The following is a 23,488-nucleotide window of genomic DNA, read 5'->3' on the forward strand; positions in this document are numbered from 1 at the left end:
TAGTTTTTTTACTATTGATTTTATTGGATTGAAAGGATGAACAAGATGTCAAATACAATTGAAAATCTTTCTATCAACACAATTCGTACGCTATCTATCGATGCTATCGAAAAAGCAAATTCTGGTCACCCAGGAATGCCTATGGGTGCCGCACCAATGGCTTATACTTTATGGACAAAGCATATGAATCATAACCCAAAAAATCCTAATTGGATTAATCGTGATCGCTTTGTACTATCTGCTGGTCATGGTTCAATGCTTTTGTATAGCCTTTTACATTTGTCTGGATATGATTTACCAATGGAAGAAATTAAGAATTTCAGACAATGGGGAAGCAAAACACCAGGTCACCCTGAATATGGTCACACACCAGGTGTAGATGCAACAACAGGTCCTTTAGGACAAGGTATAGCAATGGCAGTTGGTATGGCAATGGCAGAAAGACACTTAGCTGCGACATATAATAAGGAAAACTTTAACATAGTTGATCATTATACATATGCAATCTGTGGAGATGGCGATTTAATGGAAGGTGTTTCGGCTGAAGCGGCTTCTTTAGCTGGTCATTTACAATTAGGTCGACTAGTGATACTTTATGATTCGAATGACATATCTCTTGATGGTGATTTAAACCGTTCATTCTCTGAAAGTGTTGCAGATCGCTTTAAAGCGTATGGCTGGCAATATGTACGAGTTGAGGATGGAAATGATATACACGAGGTTCATGGCGCACTTGAAGAAGCACAACAAGACACGAGTAGACCAACATTAATTGAAGTGAAGACAACAATTGGTTACGGATCTCCAAACAAACAAGGAACTTCAGGAGTCCATGGTGCACCGCTTGGAAAAGAAGAGATTGAATTGACAAGAAAGACTTACGAATGGGTTGAAGATGCAGATTTTCATGTTCCCCATGAAGTATATGAGCATTTCCGGACTACTGTGGAGACTTCTGGAGCAGAAAAAGAAGAAAATTGGAAGCAACGCTTTGAGCAATATCGCCAACAATATCCTGAATTAGCAGAGCAATTTGAAGCAGCTGTTAAAGGTGATGTTGCTGTAGACTTGGAAACTGTTTTACCTAAATATGAGGTAGGTACGTCTGTAGCAACTCGTTCATCTTCTGGTGATGCTATAAACGCAATAGCTAAATCCGTTCCGTTCTTTTTTGGTGGATCAGCTGACTTAGCAGGTTCGAATAAGACATATATGAAAGACTTAGGTGATTTTACTGCTAAAAATTATGATGGGCGTAACATCTGGTTTGGTGTTCGTGAATTTGCTATGGCATCAGCTCTAAACGGTATGGCTCTTCATGGAGGGCTTAAAGTGTTCGGAGGGACATTCTTCGTATTCTCTGATTATTTACGTCCAGCTGTTCGCTTAAGCGCGCTCATGAATATGCCGGTCACATATGTATTAACTCATGATAGTATAGCAGTTGGAGAAGATGGTCCTACACATGAGCCTGTTGAGCAACTACCTTCATTACGTGCTATGCCAAATCTAAACGTTATCCGACCTGCGGATGGCAATGAATCTTCAGCAGCATGGAAAATTGCGCTAGAATCTAAAGAAACACCAACTGTTTTGGTGTTATCTAGACAAAATTTACCAACGTTAGAAACGACGCCTACACAGGCTTATGAAGGTGTTGAAAAAGGTGCATATGTTGTGTCTCCTTCAAAAGAGCAAACACCACAAGCATTGTTATTAGCTACGGGATCAGAAGTTAGTTTAGCTGTCGAAGCACAGTCTGTACTTCGTCAAGAAGGTATAGATGTTGCTGTAATCAGTATGCCAGCTTGGAATCGTTTTGAACAACAACCACAAGAATATAAAGATAAAATCTTACCAAAAGAAGTTAAAAAACGTGTAGGTATCGAAATGGCTAATCCACTAGGTTGGCATAAATATGTTGGCGATGAAGGTGTTGTTATAGGTATTGATACATTTGGCGCTTCTGCTCCAGGAGAAGTTATTATGGAAAAGTACGGCTTTAATGTTGACAATGTAGTAAAACAAGTTAAGAGTATTTTATAATTCCAGTTTAAGCACATGAAAAGCTCACCATCTTGTGTGAGCTTTTCGCCATTAATATGATTTATATTACCTTGATTATTAAAATATTAAGTATATTACATGTTGATTCTACATAATACGACAAATTTAGTGTTGGTTCCATCCTACAAAGTGACAAAATTATCTCTTATTGTTTAGTATACTGAAATAAATAACTGAAATGTCTGGAGGAAAACTATGAGAACCTATCAGATTTTTCTTGTAAAAGAAGAGGTTGCTAAACAATACTTTGGAAGAGAGTTATTAATTTTTAAATTATTTAAAGAATATAAGCAAACTAAAAGTGTGGACATGCTAACTTTGTTAAAGAAACAAATTAATTTTATTACGGAGCCTATTTCTGTTTTTAATTTAGAATATATTATTCATAAACAATTAAGACACGACGCCCGCTATGAAAAATTACCACAAGCATTTGTTGTAGCAGATAGACAAGAAGAATCATTTGCTAAGTTGCATCTAGCTACATCGTATATTACTCTTGAGGCGTACGGCACATATGAGGCTGAAACATTATTTTTTGAGGTTTTAAGACAAAATTGCCCATACTTTTTAGCTATAGACTTTGAAAACAGTCAATATGGATGGTTAGCTCCAATACGGAATAGAAAATATGTCTAAATTTGCGATATAAATATTGTATGTAAGGACAAGTTCTAGTACACTGTAATGTAGACAACATGAAGGAGGAAAGAATTATGGCAGTGTGGTTAGCTATTTTACTCATTATTGTAGCCCTATTAGCAGGTGCTGCACTTGGATTTTTTATCGCACGTCGTTACATGATGAGCTATTTGAAGAAGAATCCGCCGATTAATGAGCAAATGCTTAAAGTTATGATGATGCAAATGGGACAGAAACCTTCTCAAAAGAAAATCAATCAAATGATGAAAGCTATGAACAATCAGATAAAATAAGAAAAAGACACTCGGTAATTGAGTGTCTTTTTCTTTTATGGATGTAATTTTTCTGCTACATTTAACTTGAGGATTGTTAAGGAGTGTAATAATCAGAGGTTCTATCACTATGAAAGTGATCGTTGTTTGGTGTGCTCTGCATGATATAATCTATGTAACGTATTTAGTAGTATATCGAGTTCTTGGCTATGCTGAACAGATAAATTGGAACTAAAACCGTTTCTTAATGCAATTTGTATGAGTTCAGAACGCTTTTTTTCAATTATTGTTAAAAGTTCCTGTTTAGTCACGATGCCTTACCTTCAATCTATTAGTGTTTTACCGTATTGTATCATAAATTGGTAGGGAAATGGAAGTGGGAAGATTTGTAAATTTAACTATGCTATTATATTAAGTGTTACTTGATTTATTCAATTATTCGGTTGTGAGAGGGGGATGATTCTAATACTTTTGTTATAAAAATAAAGTATTAGAAGCTAATATGAATGATATTAATATTTTCTTAGCATTTGGTGCAGGGTTTCTATCCTTTATTTCACCATGTTGTTTACCATTATATCCAGCCTTTTTATCCTATATCACAGGAGTGTCGGTTGGAGAATTAAAGTCAGAAAATGCTATGTTAGGCCGTCGGAGCTTAATCCACACAGTTATGTTTTTGGTTGGATTTTCAATTATTTTTATCGCTATAGGTTTCGGTACTAGCTTTGTAGGGCAATTTTTCATTCAATATCAAGACTTAATTAGACAATTAGGAGCAATTTTAATAGTCGTATTTGGCCTTGTAATTGTTGGTATTTTCAAACCTAATTTTTTAATGAAAGAGCACCGTTTTGAGTTCAAAAATAGACCAAGTGGCTATTTAGGATCCTTATTGATTGGTCTTGCATTCGCAGCTGGTTGGACGCCTTGTACAGGGCCCATACTTGTATCTGTCATAGGTTTAGCAGCAACAAATCCAAGCTCAGGATTGCTTTATATGTTAGCTTATTCCTTAGGATTTTCAATACCATTTTTAGTTCTATCATTTTTCCTGGGTAAAATGCAATGGATTCGTAAACATAATCTTAAAATAGTGAAGATAGGTGGCTACATTATGATTGCAATGGGGGTTATGCTGTTTTTTGATTGGTTGACAAAGATTACCATCTTTTTAACTAATGTATTTGGTGGTTTTACTGGTTTTTGACAGTATTCAACAAATTTTAAAGACTAATCAGCAAGAATTTCATCTGTATTAAAGAATTGTCAAAAGGCTAGAGTAGATAGTACCTTAATAATATGCTTATAATGAAAACAACTTGATGTAAAAGGAATGAAATATATGGCAATAGCATCTTCTATTCTAGCAATCGTTATGGCTACTTTTGTAATATTTGTAAGGATAAAAGCATCAAAAAAACCTGCAACAGCTAAGAAAATTATTTTACCGCCGATTTTCATGAGTACAGGGGCCTTAATGTTTATTCACCCTATGTTTCGTGTTACTCCTGCACAAATATTAGAAGCGCTAGCGGTAGGAGTCTTTTTTTCAATCTTTCTGATCAAAACGTCATCTTTCGAAATAAGAGGCACAGATATATATTTAAAAAGGTCAAAGGCCTTTATTTTTATTCTTATTGGTTTACTTGTCATACGGATTGTCTTAAAATCTTTTTTGAGTACAACAATTGATTACGGTGAACTTAGTGGTATGTTTTGGATTCTTGCATTTGGTATGATTGTACCGTGGCGCATTGCAATGTTTTTATCTTATCGAAAGCTACAAAAAGAGCTTAGTTGAAATAATATCAACTAAGCTCTTTTCATTAAGAAGGTTTTTAGATTTAGGTTACAGTCTTGCTTTAGGCACATTTAGTACGCATCAGTAGAATTCTTTAAGTATTTTTGCGAAAAGTATGATTTTAAAAAGTTTGCTATTTACAGTCGATTTTACTCTTAATAGGGAGAATAAAGATATTCACCTTAGTGGATTCAGAGTTCCTCAGGACCTGCGGCGCCTTAAGGTCAACAATGTCCCAGGACATTGCGTATACAGTTAGTCGGTGCTTGTCGCGCCTTACTAAAACCATTGTTCATATGGTGTAATATCAATCTTTTGCTCTTGAAGTGTTTTGATTAAAAATTTATGGTCTCGTTTTGGTGTGGCAAGAATGTAGCCTTTAATAATTAGGTCAAGATTAATTTTGTTTACATTGTTTTCTAATGCTAATTGTCCAATTTTACCAGCAATTTTCTGTTTCGCCACGTCACGGAATAGCTCAGGTACTGGGTTTACTAGAGTTTGTAATAAAGATTTGCCTTCATCCGTCCAAAGGTGGAGAGATTGTTGGATATAATATTCTTGCCAGTCAATCTCACTTTTACCATCTTCTTTAGGTAATTTTTTCAAAAATTTTCTAAACATGAAATATCCGCCTACAGCCATAGACCCACAGAGAAAAATAGACCAAAAAACTATAAACCACATAAACCAGCCTTGAAGCATAATTTCACCTCGTAAATATTTCTACTTGTATTATACATGAATTTAGTAGATTTTCGTAAGGGAAGACCTATAATTTGAAGAGAAATAATAATTTTATGTAAAAATGTTAAGTTAATGTAAAGGTTTTTAATATTATCTTTACAAAACGATACTTTTTGTTGATAATTAGTGTTGGATTTTGTCGAAGAGGAGTGTTTTTAGTGGATTTGCATGTCCAGGAAATGATTTTTCAGTTTTTTGGTGGTCTAGGTATTTTTCTTTTTGGTATTAAGTACATGGGTGATGGATTACAGCAATCTGCAGGAGATCGCCTTCGTGAAATTTTAGACCGCTTTACTACGAACCCATTAATGGGTGTGTTAGCTGGTATTATCGTAACAGTACTAATTCAGTCAAGCTCAGGAACAACAGCTCTTACAGTTGGATTAGTTAGTGCGGGCTTTATGACTTTACGTCAAGCAATTGGTGTAATTATGGGGGCCAATATTGGTACAACCGTAACAGCGTTTATTATTGGAATTAAAATTAGTGAGTATGCATTACCTATTATTGCAGTGGGCGCATTTTTAATCTTTTTCTTCAAACATAATAAAGTGCAGTCACTAGGTAAAGTAATCTTCGGTTTTGGTTCTTTATTCCTCGGATTATCATTGATGAGTAGTGGCATGAAGCCATTGCGTTCACTTGATGCGTTTTATGACTTAACGCTTTCAATGAGTGATAACCCATTTTTAGGTGTGGTTATCGGAACAGTATTTACTGTTATAGTTCAAAGCTCTAGTGCGACAATTGGAATTCTTCAAGAGCTATTTGGACAAGATCTTTTAACGCTTCAGGCCGCTTTACCTGTTCTTTTTGGTGACAACATCGGAACAACAATTACAGCTGTATTAGCGTCTATTGGGACAGCTGTTGCTGCAAGACGAGCAGCGTTAGCTCACGTAGTATTTAATATTACAGGAACAGTGGTGTTTTTAATCTTACTCGTCCCGTTTACAAAGTTTATTGCATTTTTACAGACTTCTCTAGGTTTAAATCCAGAGATGACTATTGCATTCGCTCATGGGACATTCAACGTAACAAACACAATATTATTGTTCCCGTTTGTTGGATTTATTGCTTGGATAGTTACTAAAGCTATTCCAGGAGAGGATTTAGTTGTTGATGGTAAGCCACAAAATCTTAACTATCTTATTATTGATCAAGCTCCATCTTTGGCACTTGGGCAAGCGAAAAAAGAAGTTATTCGCATGGGGAGCTTGTCTAAGCAAGGTTTAGAAGAAGTTAGACAATTCATGGCGAATAATCAGAAAAAACATGCTGATATTGCCTATGAAATTGAAGAGGCAATTAACAACTTAGACCGAAAAATCACTGATTATTTAGTAGCGATTTCCGGTAAATCGTTATCTCATGTTGATTCGGAAGTACATTCCTTCCTAATGGATGCAGTTAGAGATATTGAACGTATTGGTGATCATATGGAGAATATTGTAGAATTAATTGAGTACAAGGTCTCACGCCGTTTGCATATTTCTGATGAAGCACTAGAAGAGTTAAATACAATGATGCAATTAACAGCAGATACACTGGAAAATGCATTAAAGTCTTTAGATAAGAACGATTTGAAATTAGCAGAAGAAGTTTTAAATCAAGAGAAGCAAATTGATTCTATGGAAAGAATGTTGCGTAGAAGTCATATTCGTCGACTTAATGAAGGTGGATGTACTGGTCACGCAGGAATTATTTTTGTAGATATCGTAAGTAACCTTGAAAGAATTGGTGATCATGCAGTAAACATCGCTGACATGGTTATTGATATGAACAAAGTGCACGATATAAAAAAAGCATAATTAGAAAACGAGCACTTCATACAATTGAAGTGCTTGTTTTTTATATATTACAAGCATGCTAGCAATCACCAGTGTGATCCTTGCTAGAATGCAATAGATGGTAAAAAAATATATTCCTCAAGAAGTTGTATTCAAGTACTAGCAAACAATTTTAAAAAAACCACTCTCATGTCACAAAATATAGAAGGAGAGTGGTTTTAATATAGAGATTAACACATTCAATTAAGTGTTCAGACAAATCTCTTATTATGGTTTATTTTTCTAATCTAATCGATTCAGTTAAGATTTAAGCTACATGCTAGCATTCACTGCTAGAACTTTGATTCTTTATCGTAGCGTTAGACATGCCTTAATTAATGTCTAACGTATTTGACCGGTACCATGCATTAAAAATTTCACTGTTGTAAGAGCTGGTAAACCCATTGGTCCTCGAGCGTGGAGCTTTTGAGTTGAAATTCCAATTTCTGCACCAAATCCTAATGCTCCGCCGTCAGTAAAGCGAGTAGAGGCATTATGATAAATGGCTGCCGCATCAACAAGTGTCATAAACCTTGCTGCTGCTTCTTTGTTTTCTGTTACAATGGCTTCTGAGTGTTTTGTACCATATTGATCAATATGAGCGACTGCATCCTCTAAAGACGATACTAGCTTTACTGCTATGTCTAAGCTTAAGTATTCGTTTGCCCAATCATCTTCATTGGCAAGCTGTACAAATGGTACAGTATTTGCTAACTTTTCGTCTCCATGAATAGATATATTGTGCTCCTGTAGTGTTTTTAAGAACACGTCTTTATTGTTTTGAAACCATGCTTCATGCACGATCACTGTTTCCGCTGCATTACACACAGCTGGACGGTCCGTTTTTGCATTAATCAATATGGAGAGCGCTTTTTCAACATCTGCTTGTTCGTCAATATAAATATGACAGTTTCCAACACCTGTTTCCAGAACAGGGACAGTCGCTTTTGTAATAACGGCATTGATTAATGCTCCACCACCACGTGGGATTAATACATCGATATGCTCTTTCATAGTAAAAAGCTGCTCCGTTGCTTCTCGATCTGTCGTATTTATAAACTGTACAGCTTCTTTTGGAATATCAGTCTTTTCAAGTGCTTCATGCATCACGTCGACTATTGCTTTGTTTGAAGTGATAGCGTTCGAGCCACCTTTTAATACGATAGCATTCCCCGCCTTTAAGGCAAGACCAGTAGCATCGACTGTGACATTCGGTCGCGCCTCGTATATCATCCCGATCACACCTAATGGGACGGTTACCTTTTGAACTTGTAAACCGTTCTCTAATACCCAATCTGATTCAATGATTTTTGTTGGATCATCTAATTCAACCACCTGACGCAATCCGTCAGCAAACCCTTTGATCCTGGATTCATTTAATGCAAGTCTATCCATAAACGCTTCATCAAAGCCTTTATCTCTCCCACGTTGTAAATCTATTTCGTTAGCTTCTAATATCGTATTCTTTTTTTCTTTTAACATATTAGCAATTATGAGCAAAGCATTATTCTTTTGTTCTGTTGTTAATAGTGCTAGAGATTTAGCCGCTTTTTGAGCTTGCGCAGCTTGTTCTTTGACATCCATGTTTGTCTTCGTTAAGGTCATCAAATGCCTCCTATTGTTTTTTATAGTAAAGGCTGTGTTAAAGGTGAGTGTTGATTTTTACACTTAGTTGATTGTATTGTGGAGCAATGTACGCTATCAACATCATTGTTTAACAGTGGCCATAGTAAAAAAGGAATTATAAGAACCGTTTTTTATATAAGACGGTGCTTGATTTTATTTATAGCCCCACTGGAAGTGAAACTTTAATGTGACATACAAGATGATCAATAGAGACAGCTTCTATATTATTTCGACTGGAATTCGTTTCTTTCACTAACTCCTGTGCGGTATAATTGACAATACCAAGAGCTATTTGTTTTTTATGTGAATCTAGGATGCGAACAACGGCACCCTTTTTAAACTGACCTGCAATGTCTTCAATATCCTGCAAGTGTACCCCACCCGCTTGTTCCTTAATTCTGTTTTTTGCTGGCTCTTTTATGATAATTTCGCCTTCAGGTCCAGAGTTAAAGGCAATCCACTGCTGTCTCGAATCTAAATTAGTAGCATCTTTTTTCGCCTCAAAATATGTGCCTTTCGCTTTTCTATGAACAGCTTCATAAATAATATCAGGTGTACCTGATTTCCCTAGAAATGCTGGTATACCAGCAGCCATCGTTATTTTAAAAGCGTCTATTTTAGAGCGCATACCACCTGTACCAACTGCACTTCCTGGCTCTCCTGCCATGTCTTCAATGTCGCTTGTAATTTCTTCTACTCGATCAAGTAATGTAGCATTCTTATTTTTTCGGGGGTCACAATTATATAACCCATCTATATCAGATAAAATAAGTAGCTGGTCAGCATCTACTAACGCTGAAACTTTAGCAGATAGAGTATCATTGTCACCAAATTTCAATCGATTAATCGTGACTGTGTCGTTTTCATTCACGATAGGAATAATCCCTCTTTCTAACAATACATTAATCGTATTTCTTGCGTTGTTATATCTATTTTCATCGGAAAAGTCACTGCGTGTAATAAGTATCTGTGACGCTACATACCCATGCGACAAGAAGAGGTCAGAATAGGCTTCAATAAGCAAACCTTGACCGATTGCTGCTGCTGCTTGTTTTTCTGGTAATGAATTGGGGCGCTCTAAGCATCCTAATTTACGATATCCTGCTGCCACAGCACCTGATGAAACTAATAAGACTTCATGACCGTCATCTTTTAAACGAGCTACTTCATCAACTAATCTCTCTAATTTACGTCGACTAATTTCACCGTGCATACTTGTTAACGAACTGCTACCTATTTTAATTACGACACGTTTTTTCCTGCTGTCATGGGACATTCTATCACTCCTAGTACTGACTGTTTCTTGCCTGTGTATATTACTTTTTTAATATTTTTAGTTAGAGTTTATTGAGCTATAAGCATGCCTTTTAATTTTGCACTAATTTCCTTTGATTTTCGTTCTGCACTTTTGATAGCCTGCTTAATGGCGTTTCCTCCGCCGTTCTTGGAAAGTGCTTCTAGACCCGCTGCTGTCGTGCCGTTCGGAGATGTTACATTTTGTCTTAATTCGAATGGTGATTCTGTGCGTTCTACCATCATCTTCGCAGCACCTAATATCGTTTGTGCTCCAATTTCTCGTGCTAGCTTGGGTTCTAATCCGCCCTCCACACCAGCTTTTTCCATATGCTCCATGAGATAATAAAAATACGCCGGTCCACTTCCAGCTATACCTGTGAATATATCCATCTGTGTTTCAGGGATTGTATAAACTTTGCCTATGCTTTGCAGCAATTCTTCTGCTAAACGAATATGTTCCGTTGTAGCGTGTGTACCTGCTGAAATAGCTGTAGCTGATTCTTGTAACGTGCTTGACGTATTAGGCATAACTCGTAAAACGGATTGCCCACGTACCAAACCAGCTTCTAAATGAGCAGTTGTAATACCCGCTAACACAGATAATACAATAGTGTCTGGATGTAACGAATGTTTTAGTGATGCTAATACTGTATCAACATCTTTAGGTTTCATAGCCAAAAATAATACGTCAATTTTATCGAATGATAGTTCAGTTTTTGACATGATTGTTACATTGTATGTTTCTTTAATCTGTTGAAGTCGTTTTATGTTAGATCTGTTTGTAACGAATATTTTCTCACGTGGTACAACGTTTGTGCTCACCATACCAGCAACCATCGCTTCCGCCATATTTCCTGCACCTAAAAAGGCTACTGTTTTATCTTTTAGCAATTTTTTCACTCCTAGATATTGATGAAGTCGTCAAAAAATCAATTTTTTATAATCATTTGATCTATAATTGTGACCGTTTTTTGAACGTATTTAATCGTAACACGTCTGGAATTGTTATCAAGGTGTTTTCAGAAAGTCATATGGAAAAGGCCAAAATAGTGAGAGGAAGCGATTACATTTCATACTCAGTTTCTCTTATTACGTTATTCACGCTCAAATCCTTGAATTTAAGGAAATATAACAAAATTTCCGCGTTGCTTATCGCTATATTTAGTGCTTAACCAATGCCGGGATACAATATTAATGTATTAAAGCGACAAAGAGTATAGTCCTCAAGGAGTTACACTTAAGTACCTATATGTGTAATGAATAATCAAAATATTGGTTCTTGTTTATTCGTTCAAAATAAAGTGGTACAACAGAGTGGGGTACTAAGATAGGGGGATATTTGGGTGTTTTTGGGGAGTGTATGGTTTGTTATTGGTTTTGATGTTCTAATAGAAATTAGGAATGCTCTATATAATTGCGTTAGCGCTTAATTTGAGAGATTCACAAACACAGATAGCTATTGAAGAACCTGGGATTGCGATTGAAGTAGAAGATAAGTGGAAAAATAAGAACACCTTATTCAACAAACGTCGACGTAATCTACAGTTATGAAAGATTGGTGGTGATTTTTTTCGTACGTAAAAAAACTCCTTCATAATGAAGAGAGTAGCTCTACATAGCAAAGGAGGTTGAACAGTTTTATTTATATTTTCACACACGGTCAATATGTAAAAAACTATTTTTTACAAGGTCTTAAAAACGTTGATATGGCGGGACCGTCTGGGAATCGAACCCAGCGGAGACGACACGCGCCTCCCGAGCGGTTTTGAAGACCGTGGAGCGCACCAGCTACCCTTCCGACCCCGAATTAAAATAACATTTAATATTATATCAGTAGTATAATATAAATTCAATCTATGATTCTCAAGAGCTTGTATGCTAAGTGAAGAGGCCAATCAAACTTAAACCGGCTATAAATGTAATTAAGCTTAAGAAAATGACACTAGGAGACGATTAGAAAAATAAATGGTTAAGACAATATTTAAGTTCAATATGAATAAACCTAAAATAATAAAAAGGCTGCAAATACAAAAAGATGTCACCTCCTAAGCCAACTAACCATGGCGACCAAAATCTTTGTGTTAAACCTCGTCGTAATACTTCTACATACATAGGGCATATGGGAAGTGCTAAGCTTAACCCTAGAACTGCATAATACACGCATGTAACAAGTAAATATATACCTCACCTCAAAAAAATGAACTTTTCCTGCGAACAATATATGCTTGTACTTATGAAGTATGTGTAAATGGTGTTCTCTAAGTGAAAGGACTATGATTGTACATAAAAATTATAGAATTTGCAACATTGTTAGTATGATGGTTGAACTATTTTTGTTTTTTTCATAAAGTAAAGACATGACAATTTGAAAATGGTGATAATTGATGAATCAGAACTTTTTTACTCTAGGATTAGCAGGGCATATTGACCACGGAAAAACGTCGTTAACAAAAGCATTGACTGGAATAGATACGGATCGTTTAAAGGAAGAAAAGGAACGTAGTATATCTATCGAACTAGGATATGCACCCTTTGAATTAGGGGCGGACATGAAAGTGTCTATTATTGATGTTCCAGGTCATGAGCGTTTTATTAGGCAAATGATAGCGGGGGTAGCGGGTATTGATTTAGTCATTTTAGCAGTAGCCGCTGATGAAGGAGTTATGCCACAAACAAAAGAGCACGTAGAAATACTTTCTTTTTTAGGGGTCAAAAAAGGAATAGTTGCAATTACAAAAATAGATCGGGTGGAATCAGGATTTACGGATCTTGTAAAAGAGGATATAAAAGATCAATTATCCGGAACTATATTTGAAAACTCTCCAATTGCTTTAGTAGATAGTATTCATAATGTTGGAATAGATGATTTTAAATCTATTGTTTATGAACAATTGCTAGAAACGAAGCCAAGAAATGTTGACGCTGCTTTTCGCATGCCTATTGACCAAGTATTCAGTATGAAAGGGCAAGGTACTATTGTACGCGGAACAATCTATGATGGTAAAGTGCAGGAGGGAGACGTAATTACAGTTTATCCAAAAGGTAAACAGCTAAGAGTAAAGCAAATACAAGTTCATAGACAAGCTGTTCCTATGGCTATTGCAGGTCAACGTGCTGCAATAAATGTTGCTGGTGTAACGAAGGAAGAGATACATAGGGGGGAAGTTCTTACAACTGAACACGCCTATACTTCACATAATGTTATTGATGTTGCGCTTCATGTCGTTAACGACTTAGAGCACCCAATTAAACAACGCATGCCAATTCGCTTTTATACAGGTACCACTGAAGTATCTGGTCAAATTGTCTTTTTTGACCGAAATATTGTTGAACAAACAGATGGAGAGATTCTTTGTCAAATTCGACTTCAAGAGGATGTTATCGTAAAAAGGGGAGACCGTTTTGTTATTCGACGTCCATCTCCTGTAGAGACAATTGCTGGGGGGTGGATAATAGACCCAAATGGTGAGAGATACCGATTCGGTGAGGAGACTATTAATTCGTTGCGAAGTAAGCGTGATGGTACACCGCAACAAAGGGTGCGAGATATACTAATTGTTGAAAAATACTTAAAAATCGAGGAGTTAACAAAACGAGCCAATTGTAGTGTGGACATTCTAAAAAGAATGGAAATAGCAAATGAACTAATAGTTATTCAAGATTCTTTTTGTATTCTTCATGAGCAGGTGGCATCTCTTAAAGTTACCTTTACACAAGAAGTACAAACTTATCATACTAACTATCCGATGAGACCTGGTATCGATAAGGCACAGCTGTTAGCTCAAAGTCATCTTCCGAAAGTGATAGGAGATTTAATTTTATCTGTACTGGAAGAAGAAAATAAATTGTTACGAAAAGGCCCTTATATCTATACAAGTTCATTTCAAGCTCATTTCCCAAAGCAGTGGGCAAAAAGAATGGAAAGCTGTGTTGAAAGTGTTAGAAGAGACCAATTACAAGTAGCGCCTTTTATCGAGTATATTTCTAAAGCTGGTATCCCTACAAATGTGGCTGATGATTTCGTTAAATTTCTGATTGATAGTCAAATCTTATATATGTTAACTGATAAAGAATATATTCATCGTGACTCTTTAATAGAATCAATTCGAGCATTGAAACGTGAAACGGACAATACTTTTGATATTCAAGCTGTTAAAGCAGTACTTAACTTATCAAGAAAGTATGTAGTTCCATTTCTTGAACTATTGGATAAGCTCGATATTACAGTACGTAAAGATAATGTTAGAAAATGGAATAAAAACGCGAGTGATGTTTTTAATTAATTTAAAAAAGCTAGGAGCAATTCCTAGCTTTTTTATATTGCTTAAATCAAAGCGTTAGTGTAGGAGACATTCTGGTTAAAAGTTGATATGTTCAGTTTCTTTTAGCGACAATCTCCTACAGCACCTAGATCGCTGAGCGTGAGGCCTATTTTACAAAAATTGAGTAATCTTCTTTTGCTACAACGCTACCAATGATCCTTGTATAAGTATGACCATTGTTATGCATAGCATTCACGTAAGCTTCTGCTTCGTGAGCGGGTAAGCTAATAAATAGCCCACCTGATGTTATAGCATCACAGAGAACAAGCTGTTGGACATGGCTTATATGCTCTTCGTACTTGACATGTGGTTGTAGCCATGTGTGGTTGGATTTAGATCCGCCAGGTACTACCCCGTCTACTGCTAGTTTTTCAGTACCGTCTAGAACGGGAACTTTAGTAGAGTCAACAATAAAAGAAACATTACTTCCTCTTGCCACCTCGTATGCATGACCAAGTAGACCAAACCCGGTAATATCAGTGACGGCATTTGGTTGGAAAGATGATAAAGTTTCTGCTGCTATTTTGTTAAGTAAGGCCATGACATCCATTACTTCAACAGTTTGCTGTTCCGTGGCTACTCCGCGCTTAATACCAGTTGTCATAATACCAACACCTATTGGTTTTGTAAGGATAAGTGCGTCGCCTTCCTGTGCTCCAACATTTTTCCAAAATTTCCGAGGGTGCACAATACCTGTGACACTAAGACCAAATTTAGGTTCATTATCGTCAATAGAATGACCACCGACTATGATAGCTCCAGCTTCAGCCACTTTGTCTTGAGCCCCTTTTAAAATTTCAACTAGCATCTCGTTACCGAGTTTTTTTATTGGGTAACCAACGATATTTAATGCGGTTTTTGGTGTGCCACCCATAGCGTAAACATCACTTAAAGCGTTACTTGCGGCGATCGCGCCAAACATGTATGGATCATCAACAATAGGTGTGAAATAATCTACTGTTTGGATAATAGCTAAATCTTCAGTTAGTTGGTATACACCGGCGTCATCTGATGTATCATTACCAACTAATAAATTATTATCATAACGTTGTGGGGTTAATTGACACAAAACTTGTGCCAGGTCATCCGGACCAAGTTTACAGCCTCAGCCAGCTTTTGTAGATAAACTGGTAAGACGAATTTTCTCATGTTCGCTCATGTTTTAAAACCTCCGTTGAAAAGTAAATAATTTTGCAGAATAGCCTAAGATTATTATACAATACTTTGTAACAAATGTTTTAGGAGGAGATATGTTTATGGAAAAACAATATAAGCTTATAATTCAGTTTTGCATGCAGTGAAACTACGCACCAAAAGCCGCGGGTCTCGCGGAAGAATTGTTTACACATTTTCGCTCGCAAATTACTTCATTCGAGCTTGTACCGAGTTCTAAAGGTGCCTTTGAAGTGTTCGTAAATGATGAAAAGATATACTCCAAACTTGAAACAGGAGTTTTTCCGGATACAAAGACTTTAATTAGTGATATGGAGAAATAGTGCGCAGGAGGTGAATAACCTCCTGTTTTTAGTTGATCTTTCCTAGCTACGAATATGACCAGTTGTAGAGATTCGTTTTGTGACATAACATACGAAAATAAACTCGTAGTGATATAATGAGAGAGAGTGTTTTTTGGAGGAGTTTAAAAAATGAACCATATATTGCGTCAAATACCAGCTATTCATGAGTTGCAAAAACACGTATCCTTTCAAAATTTATGTGAAATGTATAATGTCACGGTTCCGACATTAACTTCAATTTTACAGGAGCAGATACATATACTTAGAATTAATATTATAAATGGGTATGAGCCTACAACGACAATCCTTGACGAAATTTTTATTAATACGGAAGCGAGTCTAAAAAAGGTTTTCAACTCTCGCTTAAATCGCTTAATAAATGCAACAGGTACTATTTTACATACTAATCTTGGTCGCGCTCGGTTAAGTGATTCAGCTATAACGAGTGTGGTAGAAGCTAGTCGTAATTACAGTAATTTAGAATATAATATTGATACCGGAAAGCGTGGATCTCGCCATGACTTAATCGAAGACCTTGTAACACAAACCACCGGTGCTGAAGCGGCTATGGTTGTGAACAACAATGCTGCCAGCGTGTACTTAATTTTAAAAGCTTTGGCTAAAGGAAAAGAGGTAATTGTGTCACGAGGTGAATTGGTTGAAATAGGCGGGTCATTTCGAATCTCTTCGATTATGGAAGAGAGTGGGGCGAATTTAGTCGAAGTTGGTACAACTAACAAGACACATATGTATGACTATGAAAATTCTGTCAGTCCCGATACTGCTATGATTATGAAGGTTCATACGAGTAACTATAAAATTTTAGGGTTTCATAAAACAGTTCCTAGTAGTGAATTAGTTGACTTGTGTAAAAAAGAATCTATTCTGCTATATGAGGACTTAGGAAGTGGAGCCTTATTTGATTATGCTAGTTATGGAATAGGTGATGAGCCAGTAGTTGCTAAAGTATTGCGGTCAGGGATAGATGTCGTATCTTTTAGTGGAGACAAACTATTAGGAGGGCCACAGGCGGGGATTATAGCCGGCAAAAAACAAGTAATAGAAAAACTTAAAAAGCATCAATTGGCAAGAGTACTTCGTGTTGATAAAATGACTCTGGCAGCGTTAGAAGCAACTCTTCGTGCCTATTTGCGAGATGAAACAACAAGAGACATTCCTGTTGTTAGGGACATTTTAACAGATAAAGCTGTTATTAAAAGAAAGGCTTTAGACTTTATAAGCTTGTTAAAAAACTTAGCACCACAATATAGTTGCGAGCTTCATGAAGACACATCTAAGGTTGGTGGTGGTACAATGCCGGATGTAGAACTTCCCACCTGGACTGTACGAATTCAAACTGATACAATCGATGGAAATGCTTTACACGACCTATTACGAAAACAATATCATATTGTTACAAGAATTAAAGACGATATAGTGTTCCTTGATTTTAGGACGTTAACGAATGAGGAAGTTCATATTATTTCTAAAGCTCTAAAAGAATTAGGTGGAGATTAACTCCTATATACAACTTGTTCACAAGAGAACGGTACAAATGTGGTTATTTAATATATATAAGTATAAAAACAAGACTACACAATTATTATTCAAAGTGGAGCTAAAAAACGGACGTCAAATTTCTTTGACATCCGTTTTTTCGTGTGCATTATAATTTTGTTTACATTGTATTTTTGGAAAGTTCCATAAATGGGCCTCATTAATTTTCCTTACACCGTGTTTTATAGATTTAATGCTCATCCGGTTTTTGTTTCGTCATTTAAGCAAGGCGATTGAACCTTACTTACATATCATGACCTTGATTGTGCTTTTGGCGAGTATGGTTACGGTTTTTGACTTTTTTTGACCCGCTTAAGGGTGCAGGCTGTGAACCTTTGTTTGCCTTTGGGCTGTTCCGTCTCATATCTTTAAAATCATTATGTTCAGCCATGATAGAGCCCTCCTCTCTTCATGTATTATCATGACAAAACACCTTATACTTTATTCGATGAATAGTTTACGTACTTTTGCTGAAATCTAAGAGCGTAACACGATTTTATAAAAGGAGAGGCAGTTTATGACATATCATAAAGATAAACAATTTGCTTATCAAGAAGCACAAAAGGGTGTAAAGGAAGCTATAGATGTGTACGAAAGTTTAGTTATTAATGACCCGGGTTATGGTGCAGAACTTAAAGACTTGAAAAATGAGATAAATGAAGCATACGCTCAGATTGAAAATGCACTAGAAGTTGCTTCAGACACACAACGAAATCAATTGAGACAAATGCAACAGGATATACAAAGCATTGTTTCTCAAGTTAATCAATAAGAATAAACAAAGCCGAACTCCTTAGAAATTGAAGGAATCGGCTTTGTTTTGTAATGAAGAAAGTGGGCTATTGGTTTTTCTTACGTTTCTTATTGTTTTGTCTTTGTTCGGCTGTTAATGGTTCGTTTTGCATTTCTTCATTATAACCAGTACCTTTACCTTGACCGCTTGCATCATTCATACCAGGAATAATATGATTCGCTTTTCTTTTCGCCATTGTTTCCATCAACTCCTATATATTTTACAACTCTTTCATAGTATGTGCTGTTTATAACGTAATTAATTATAAAAACGTAATCATAAGATAAACTTATCGAAATGAATAACTTTCTTGATATTTACTTATATTTAAGATTAGTATATTATGATAACGTAAGCACTAATTGGATGGGAGATCCAATACATAATATTCTATTAAATTGGAATATTCACTTTGTAAGAGGGGGTAAGAAAATGAGTAAGCAAGATGTTTTTAATGCTCGAACTTCTTTACAGGTTAACGGAGAAACGTATCATTATTACAAACTGCAAGCTTTAGAGGATGCTGGAGTAGCTAAGGTTTCAAATCTTCCGTATTCTATTAAAGTATTGCTAGAATCGGTACTACGTCAAGTGGATGGAAGAGTTATTACAAAAGATCATGTTGAAAATTTAGCGAAATGGGGTACAGATGAACAAAAAGACGTAGATGTACCTTTTAAACCATCTCGTGTAATTTTACAAGACTTTACAGGTGTTCCTGCTGTTGTTGACTTAGCATCTTTACGTAAAGCTATGGCAGATATAGGGGGAGATCCACAAAAGATTAACCCGGAAATTCCTGTGGATTTAGTAATTGACCATTCCGTACAAGTAGATAAAGCAGGTACTTCTGATTCATTAGACTTCAATATGAAGTTAGAATTTGAAAGAAATGCAGAAAGATATAAATTTTTAAGCTGGGCACAAAAGTCATTCGATAATTATCGTGCTGTTCCTCCAGCAACTGGTATAGTACACCAAGTAAACCTCGAATACTTAGCTAATGTCGTTCATGCTATTGAAAATAAAGATGGTGAGACAGAATTATTCCCAGATACGTTAGTGGGAACAGATTCTCATACCACAATGATTAACGGTATTGGTGTGCTTGGATGGGGTGTAGGTGGTATTGAAGCAGAAGCAGGAATGCTTGGTCAACCATCTTATTTCCCAGTTCCTGAAGTGGTGGGAGTTAAATTAGTTGGGGAGCTTCCAAATGGTACAACAGCTACTGACTTAGCCCTTAAGGTTACGCAAGTGTTGCGAACTAAAGGGGTTGTTGGGAAGTTCGTAGAATTCTTTGGTCCTGGTGTAGCAACTTTACCGCTAGCAGACAGAGCAACTGTTTCTAATATGGCACCAGAATATGGCGCAACATGTGGCTTCTTCCCAGTCGATAGCGAAGCACTTGAATATTTACGTTTAACTGGTCGAGAAGAAAAGCATATAAAAGTCGTAGAGGATTACTGTAAAGCAAATGGCCTATTCTTTACACCTGATGCTGAAGATCCTGTATATACAGATGTTGTAGAAATTAATCTTGGTACTATAGAAGCTAATTTATCAGGTCCAAAACGTCCGCAAGATTTAATTCCTTTATCAACAATGAAGGATTCTTTCAAAGCAGCGCTAACAGCACCTGCTGGGAATCAAGGATTTGGCCTCGATAAAAAAGACCTTGATAAAGAAGTAACGATAAAATTTATAAATGGCGATACTGCAACAATGCGTACGGGTGATATCGCAATTGCAGCAATTACAAGCTGTACAAATACGTCTAATCCATACGTATTAATTGGAGCAGGATTAGTTGCTAAAAAGGCTGTTGAAAAAGGCCTAACGGTACCAAAATATGTTAAAACTTCATTAGCACCAGGTTCTAAGGTTGTTACAGCATATTTAGAGAATTCTGGATTGTTACCTTACATGGAACAGTTGGGCTTTAACATAGTTGGTTATGGCTGTACAACATGTATTGGTAACTCAGGACCGCTTTTAGATGAAATAGAAACAGCTATTGCTGATAGCGATTTACTTGTGACAAGTGTATTATCAGGAAATAGAAACTTTGAGGGGCGTATCCATCCTTTAGTAAAAGGAAATTACTTAGCATCTCCTCCATTAGTAGTGGCTTATGCACTTGCTGGAACAGTAGATGTTGACTTGCAAAAAGAAGCTATTGGCAAAGATGCGGATGGTAACGATGTTTTCTTCAAGGACATTTGGCCATCAATGGATGAAATTAAAGAAGTTGTAAAGCAAACTGTTACGCCAGAACTATTCCGTAAAGAATATGAGCGTGTATTTGATGATAACGCTCGTTGGAATGAAATAGAAACTTCAGATGATGCTTTATACACGTGGGATGATAAATCGACCTACATTCAAAACCCACCATTCTTTGAAGGGCTATCAAAAGAGCCTGGTAAGGTAAATGCATTGTCAGGTCTTCGCGTAGTAGGAAAATTTGCCGACTCTGTAACGACAGATCATATTTCACCTGCCGGAGCAATTGGCAAGGATACACCTGCAGGGAAATACCTACAAGCTAATGGGGTAAGTCCGCGTGACTTTAACTCTTACGGATCACGCCGTGGTAACCATGAAGTGATGATGCGCGGTACGTTTGCTAATATCCGTATTAAAAACCAAATTGCACCTGGAACAGAAGGTGGCTTTACAACGTATTGGCCGACAGGCGAGATTATGGCTATCTATGATGCATGTATGAAATATAAAGAAGATAATACTGGCTTACTTGTTATTGCAGGTAATGACTATGGTATGGGAAGTTCTCGTGACTGGGCTGCTAAAGGAACTAACTTATTAGGTATTAAAACTGTTATTGCCGAGAGCTTTGAACGTATTCACCGTTCTAACCTTGTGTTAATGGGTGTATTACCACTCCAATTCAAAGATGGGGAAAATGCTGACACTTTAGGCTTAACTGGTAAAGAAACATTTGCAGTTGCAATTGACGAAAATGTTAAACCACGTGATTATGTAACTGTAACGGCAACAGATGAAAACGGAAATAAGAAAGAATTTGAAGTGTTGGTTCGCTTTGATAGTGAAGTGGAAATAGATTATTATCGTCATGGTGGTATCTTACAGATGGTACTTCGTGACAAACTACATGGGTAAGAATTGAGCAAAATGCTTAACTAAACAATTAAAAAAAGGTAAGATACAAGCACGGGGAAGAAATTTCTCGTGCTTTTAATTTGCATATGCTAAATATGCTGAATAATGTAGTTGAATTTGGAGTGAAATAGATGGAACAAATTGCAATAGGGTCTGTGATTATACAAGTTTCTTGGTTAATGTATGCTTTTTCAGTTATTGTCGGCTACATTGTGTTACAATTGCAAATGAATAAATACCCTGATGTGTATAAAGAAGTAACAGATACAGCTATTAATAGTATTCTTATATATATTGTTGTGTTTAAATTTAGTATTATATTGTTAAGGCCAACATTACTATTTGAAAACCCTTTAGGCCTGTTATACTTTGATGGTGGAGGAGTAGGAGTTATATTAGGAATTTTAAGCATACTAATTTATGTGGCTTGGAAAATAAAAACAATAACGTTACCTAACATACTCCTAGTTAGAGTGTATTCTGTAAGTGTTGCATCTTCTTTGTTCGTTTATTTAATATTACATACAATTTTTTAAGTAAAGGGGTTTATTGTAGTGAAAAAATTATTGCCATCATTATTATTTCTAATTATCGTAGGAGCAGGGTTATTTGTTGCTTTATCTCCTAAAGAAGCAGTTACTGGCACAACGGTAGGAACAAAAGCACAAGACTTCGAACTACAAACATTAGATGGCAAGCTTGTAAAGCTAAGTGATTACCAAGGGAAGAAGGTTCTTCTAAACTTTTGGGCAACGTGGTGTCCACCATGTAAGGTTGAGATTCCAGAAATGATTCGGTTTTATGAAGAAAATCAGGAGGATATTGAAATTCTTGCTGTGAATCTGGACCCAAAATCCGATGTAAAAGCATTTGCCAATGATTATAGTATGAACTTCCCAATTTTATTAGATGAAGGATCAAGGGTACAAAGAATGTATCAAGTTCTTACTATTCCAACTTCTTATTTTATTGATACGAATGGCGTTATCCAAATTAAGCATACGGGACCATTAAGTGAAGGTGACATGGAAAAGTATACAGAAAAGCTAAATTAATAAAAGTGATGTGCGTAAAAGGTAACCTCCAAAATGGTTACCTTTTTACTTTTTTTATATCTGTTTTTTATTTATGTTCAAAGTTTTCAAAAAGTTGTAATATTTAAGCGGTTACATGGGAATAATTTTATGTATAATTAATGTAAGGAGCGTGAAAACCGTGAGAAGAATTCGAAAACGTACTTTTGAAGAGCTTATAAATGAAAATAAAAAGCAATTATTAAAAGATCAAGCGGCTTTAGAGCGATTAGAAGCAAGATTAGAAGAAAAAATGGTAAAAAAAGCCGAGTAATTATTATGCATGAAGAACCTCTGCTTTGGTCAAAATGACAAAGGGAGGCGATATTAAAATGTCAAATCAAAATGATACACAAACACACTTTAATCCGAATCATGTAGGTACTAAAGGACGAGGATTTGGAGGAAATAAAGGTAAAAAAATGCAAACTAAATCAAATGAAGCGCCACAAGTTATACAAACAAAAGGTGAATGAGTATCTTAATTGATTGATGAATTAAAACTTGAAATTAGTTAAGGTGAAATGCTTGTATTTATTGACTTATTGAGGAAAAGAAAGGTGTACAGCCTTTCTTTTTTTCTGCAAAAGATTATTGTCAAGCTTCAACCATTAGTCATTAGCCCCTTGCAACGCTTATTAGCCTGTCAATTTTGAATTTAGTTTCTAAGCTATTCTGATTAATATAGACTTAAACTCAATTATTATTTCATCATCTACAATAATGAGACAAGTTGAAAATTTCATGAACGTTTTTGTGTTTTGTCATATAAACAGCTTCATGTGCACATAATAATTTT

General features: G+C 36.0%; 22 protein-coding genes, 1 tRNA gene and 1 pseudogene. 15 read left to right on the plus strand and 9 right to left on the minus strand.

Annotation, left to right across the window (positions count from 1 at the left end; genetic code table 11):
• The first annotated feature begins 45 nt into the window (after nt 1-45).
• From tkt to EJF36_RS09670, 3 genes are all read left to right on the plus strand, one after another.
• Complete coding sequence (gene tkt, locus EJF36_RS09660; protein ID WP_125906120.1) at nt 46-2,046, plus strand: transketolase; 2,001 nt, start codon at nt 46-48, stop codon at nt 2,044-2,046.
• A gap of 216 nt (nt 2,047-2,262) precedes the next feature.
• Nucleotides 2,263-2,706 (plus strand): sporulation inhibitor of replication protein SirA, encoded by a 444-nt coding sequence (gene sirA / locus EJF36_RS09665; protein ID WP_125906121.1) that lies wholly within the window; start codon nt 2,263-2,265, stop codon nt 2,704-2,706.
• Nucleotides 2,707-2,783: 77 nt separating this feature from the next.
• Nucleotides 2,784-3,002: a YneF family protein gene (locus tag EJF36_RS09670; protein ID WP_125906122.1), complete on the plus strand. Its 219-nt coding sequence runs from the start codon at nt 2,784-2,786 to the stop codon at nt 3,000-3,002.
• A 107-nt stretch (nt 3,003-3,109) separates the two neighbouring features.
• Here the strand turns inward: EJF36_RS09670 and EJF36_RS09675 are convergent, their stop codons facing one another.
• The gene (locus tag EJF36_RS09675) at nt 3,110-3,292 is read right to left on the minus strand and encodes an aspartyl-phosphate phosphatase Spo0E family protein (protein WP_125906123.1); all 183 of its coding nucleotides are present in this window, start codon (nt 3,290-3,292) and stop codon (nt 3,110-3,112) included.
• 191 nt (nt 3,293-3,483) lie between these two features.
• On the opposite strand from EJF36_RS09675, the gene EJF36_RS09680 reads away from it, so the two are divergent.
• Both EJF36_RS09680 and EJF36_RS09685 read left to right on the plus strand, forming a co-directional pair.
• Nucleotides 3,484-4,191 (plus strand): cytochrome c biogenesis CcdA family protein, encoded by a 708-nt coding sequence (locus tag EJF36_RS09680; RefSeq protein ID WP_125906124.1) that lies wholly within the window; start codon nt 3,484-3,486, stop codon nt 4,189-4,191.
• Nucleotides 4,192-4,326: 135 nt separating this feature from the next.
• The gene (locus EJF36_RS09685) at nt 4,327-4,785 is read left to right on the plus strand and encodes a CcdC family protein (protein ID WP_125906125.1); all 459 of its coding nucleotides are present in this window, start codon (nt 4,327-4,329) and stop codon (nt 4,783-4,785) included.
• Between the two features lie 279 nt (nt 4,786-5,064).
• On the opposite strand, the gene EJF36_RS09690 is transcribed toward EJF36_RS09685, so the two are convergent.
• Nucleotides 5,065-5,490 carry a DUF2621 domain-containing protein gene (locus EJF36_RS09690; protein ID WP_125906126.1) on the minus strand — a complete coding sequence of 142 codons (426 nt, stop codon included), beginning with the start codon at nt 5,488-5,490 and terminating at the stop codon, nt 5,065-5,067.
• Between the two features lie 200 nt (nt 5,491-5,690).
• Here EJF36_RS09690 and EJF36_RS09695 point away from each other — a divergent pair, with 200 nt between their 5' ends.
• The gene (locus EJF36_RS09695) at nt 5,691-7,343 is read left to right on the plus strand and encodes a Na/Pi cotransporter family protein (RefSeq protein WP_125906127.1); all 1,653 of its coding nucleotides are present in this window, start codon (nt 5,691-5,693) and stop codon (nt 7,341-7,343) included.
• Between the two features lie 360 nt (nt 7,344-7,703).
• Here EJF36_RS09695 and EJF36_RS09700 read toward each other — a convergent pair whose 3' ends face one another.
• The 4 genes from EJF36_RS09700 to EJF36_RS21485 form a co-directional block, all read right to left on the minus strand.
• The gene (locus EJF36_RS09700) at nt 7,704-8,966 is read right to left on the minus strand and encodes a glutamate-5-semialdehyde dehydrogenase (protein ID WP_125906128.1); all 1,263 of its coding nucleotides are present in this window, start codon (nt 8,964-8,966) and stop codon (nt 7,704-7,706) included.
• Between the two features lie 178 nt (nt 8,967-9,144).
• Entirely contained in the window at nt 9,145-10,263 is a 1,119-nt protein-coding gene (gene proB, locus EJF36_RS09705) for a glutamate 5-kinase (RefSeq protein ID WP_125906129.1), read from the minus strand.
• Nucleotides 10,264-10,331: 68 nt separating this feature from the next.
• Nucleotides 10,332-11,174, minus strand: a complete 843-nt coding sequence (proC, locus tag EJF36_RS09710) for a pyrroline-5-carboxylate reductase (RefSeq protein ID WP_125906130.1) — start codon at nt 11,172-11,174, stop codon at nt 10,332-10,334.
• Nucleotides 11,175-11,990: 816 nt separating this feature from the next.
• Nucleotides 11,991-12,087: transfer RNA gene (locus EJF36_RS21485), tRNA-Sec, on the minus strand.
• A 580-nt stretch (nt 12,088-12,667) separates the two neighbouring features.
• Here EJF36_RS21485 and selB point away from each other — a divergent pair.
• The gene (selB, locus tag EJF36_RS09715; protein WP_125906131.1) at nt 12,668-14,566 is read left to right on the plus strand and encodes a selenocysteine-specific translation elongation factor; all 1,899 of its coding nucleotides are present in this window, start codon (nt 12,668-12,670) and stop codon (nt 14,564-14,566) included.
• A 145-nt stretch (nt 14,567-14,711) separates the two neighbouring features.
• Here selB and selD read toward each other — a convergent pair whose 3' ends face one another.
• Nucleotides 14,712-15,764 carry a selenide, water dikinase SelD gene (gene selD, locus EJF36_RS09720; RefSeq protein WP_125906132.1) on the minus strand — a complete coding sequence of 351 codons (1,053 nt, stop codon included), beginning with the start codon at nt 15,762-15,764 and terminating at the stop codon, nt 14,712-14,714.
• Nucleotides 15,765-15,918: 154 nt separating this feature from the next.
• On the opposite strand from selD, the pseudogene EJF36_RS22180 reads away from it, so the two are divergent.
• Nucleotides 15,919-16,101: pseudogene (locus EJF36_RS22180) on the plus strand (Rdx family protein); the annotation flags it as partial.
• A 150-nt stretch (nt 16,102-16,251) separates the two neighbouring features.
• Nucleotides 16,252-17,640, plus strand: coding sequence for an L-seryl-tRNA(Sec) selenium transferase (gene selA, locus EJF36_RS09730; protein WP_125906134.1), 1,389 nt, complete (start codon nt 16,252-16,254; stop codon nt 17,638-17,640).
• A 283-nt stretch (nt 17,641-17,923) separates the two neighbouring features.
• Here the strand turns inward: selA and EJF36_RS09735 are convergent, their stop codons facing one another.
• Nucleotides 17,924-18,070, minus strand: coding sequence for a small acid-soluble spore protein P (locus EJF36_RS09735; RefSeq protein ID WP_125906135.1), 147 nt, complete (start codon nt 18,068-18,070; stop codon nt 17,924-17,926).
• A 126-nt stretch (nt 18,071-18,196) separates the two neighbouring features.
• On the opposite strand from EJF36_RS09735, the gene EJF36_RS09740 reads away from it, so the two are divergent.
• Complete coding sequence (locus EJF36_RS09740) at nt 18,197-18,451, plus strand: hypothetical protein (RefSeq protein ID WP_125906136.1); 255 nt, start codon at nt 18,197-18,199, stop codon at nt 18,449-18,451.
• Between the two features lie 67 nt (nt 18,452-18,518).
• Here EJF36_RS09740 and sspO read toward each other — a convergent pair whose 3' ends face one another.
• On the minus strand, nt 18,519-18,668 hold the full coding sequence (sspO, locus tag EJF36_RS09745; RefSeq protein WP_125906137.1) for a small acid-soluble spore protein O: 150 nt from the start codon (nt 18,666-18,668) through the stop codon (nt 18,519-18,521).
• A gap of 236 nt (nt 18,669-18,904) precedes the next feature.
• On the opposite strand from sspO, the gene acnA reads away from it, so the two are divergent.
• The 5 genes from acnA to EJF36_RS09770 all read left to right on the plus strand — a co-directional run bounded on the left by acnA (nt 18,905) and on the right by EJF36_RS09770 (nt 23,165).
• On the plus strand, nt 18,905-21,616 hold the full coding sequence (gene acnA / locus EJF36_RS09750; protein WP_125906138.1) for an aconitate hydratase AcnA: 2,712 nt from the start codon (nt 18,905-18,907) through the stop codon (nt 21,614-21,616).
• Between the two features lie 131 nt (nt 21,617-21,747).
• Entirely contained in the window at nt 21,748-22,152 is a 405-nt protein-coding gene (locus EJF36_RS09755; protein WP_125906139.1) for a hypothetical protein, read from the plus strand.
• A gap of 18 nt (nt 22,153-22,170) precedes the next feature.
• Complete coding sequence (locus EJF36_RS09760) at nt 22,171-22,671, plus strand: peroxiredoxin family protein (RefSeq protein WP_185806871.1); 501 nt, start codon at nt 22,171-22,173, stop codon at nt 22,669-22,671.
• Between the two features lie 160 nt (nt 22,672-22,831).
• Nucleotides 22,832-22,963, plus strand: coding sequence for an FbpB family small basic protein (locus tag EJF36_RS09765; RefSeq protein ID WP_125906141.1), 132 nt, complete (start codon nt 22,832-22,834; stop codon nt 22,961-22,963).
• Between the two features lie 58 nt (nt 22,964-23,021).
• A complete protein-coding gene (locus EJF36_RS09770) occupies nt 23,022-23,165 on the plus strand; it encodes an acid-soluble spore protein N (protein WP_125906142.1) in 144 nt (47 codons plus the stop codon).
• Nucleotides 23,166-23,488: the final 323 nt, after the last annotated feature.

Source organism: Bacillus sp. HMF5848 (assembly GCF_003944835.1).
Taxonomy (GTDB): Bacteria; Bacillota; Bacilli; order Bacillales; family HMF5848; genus HMF5848.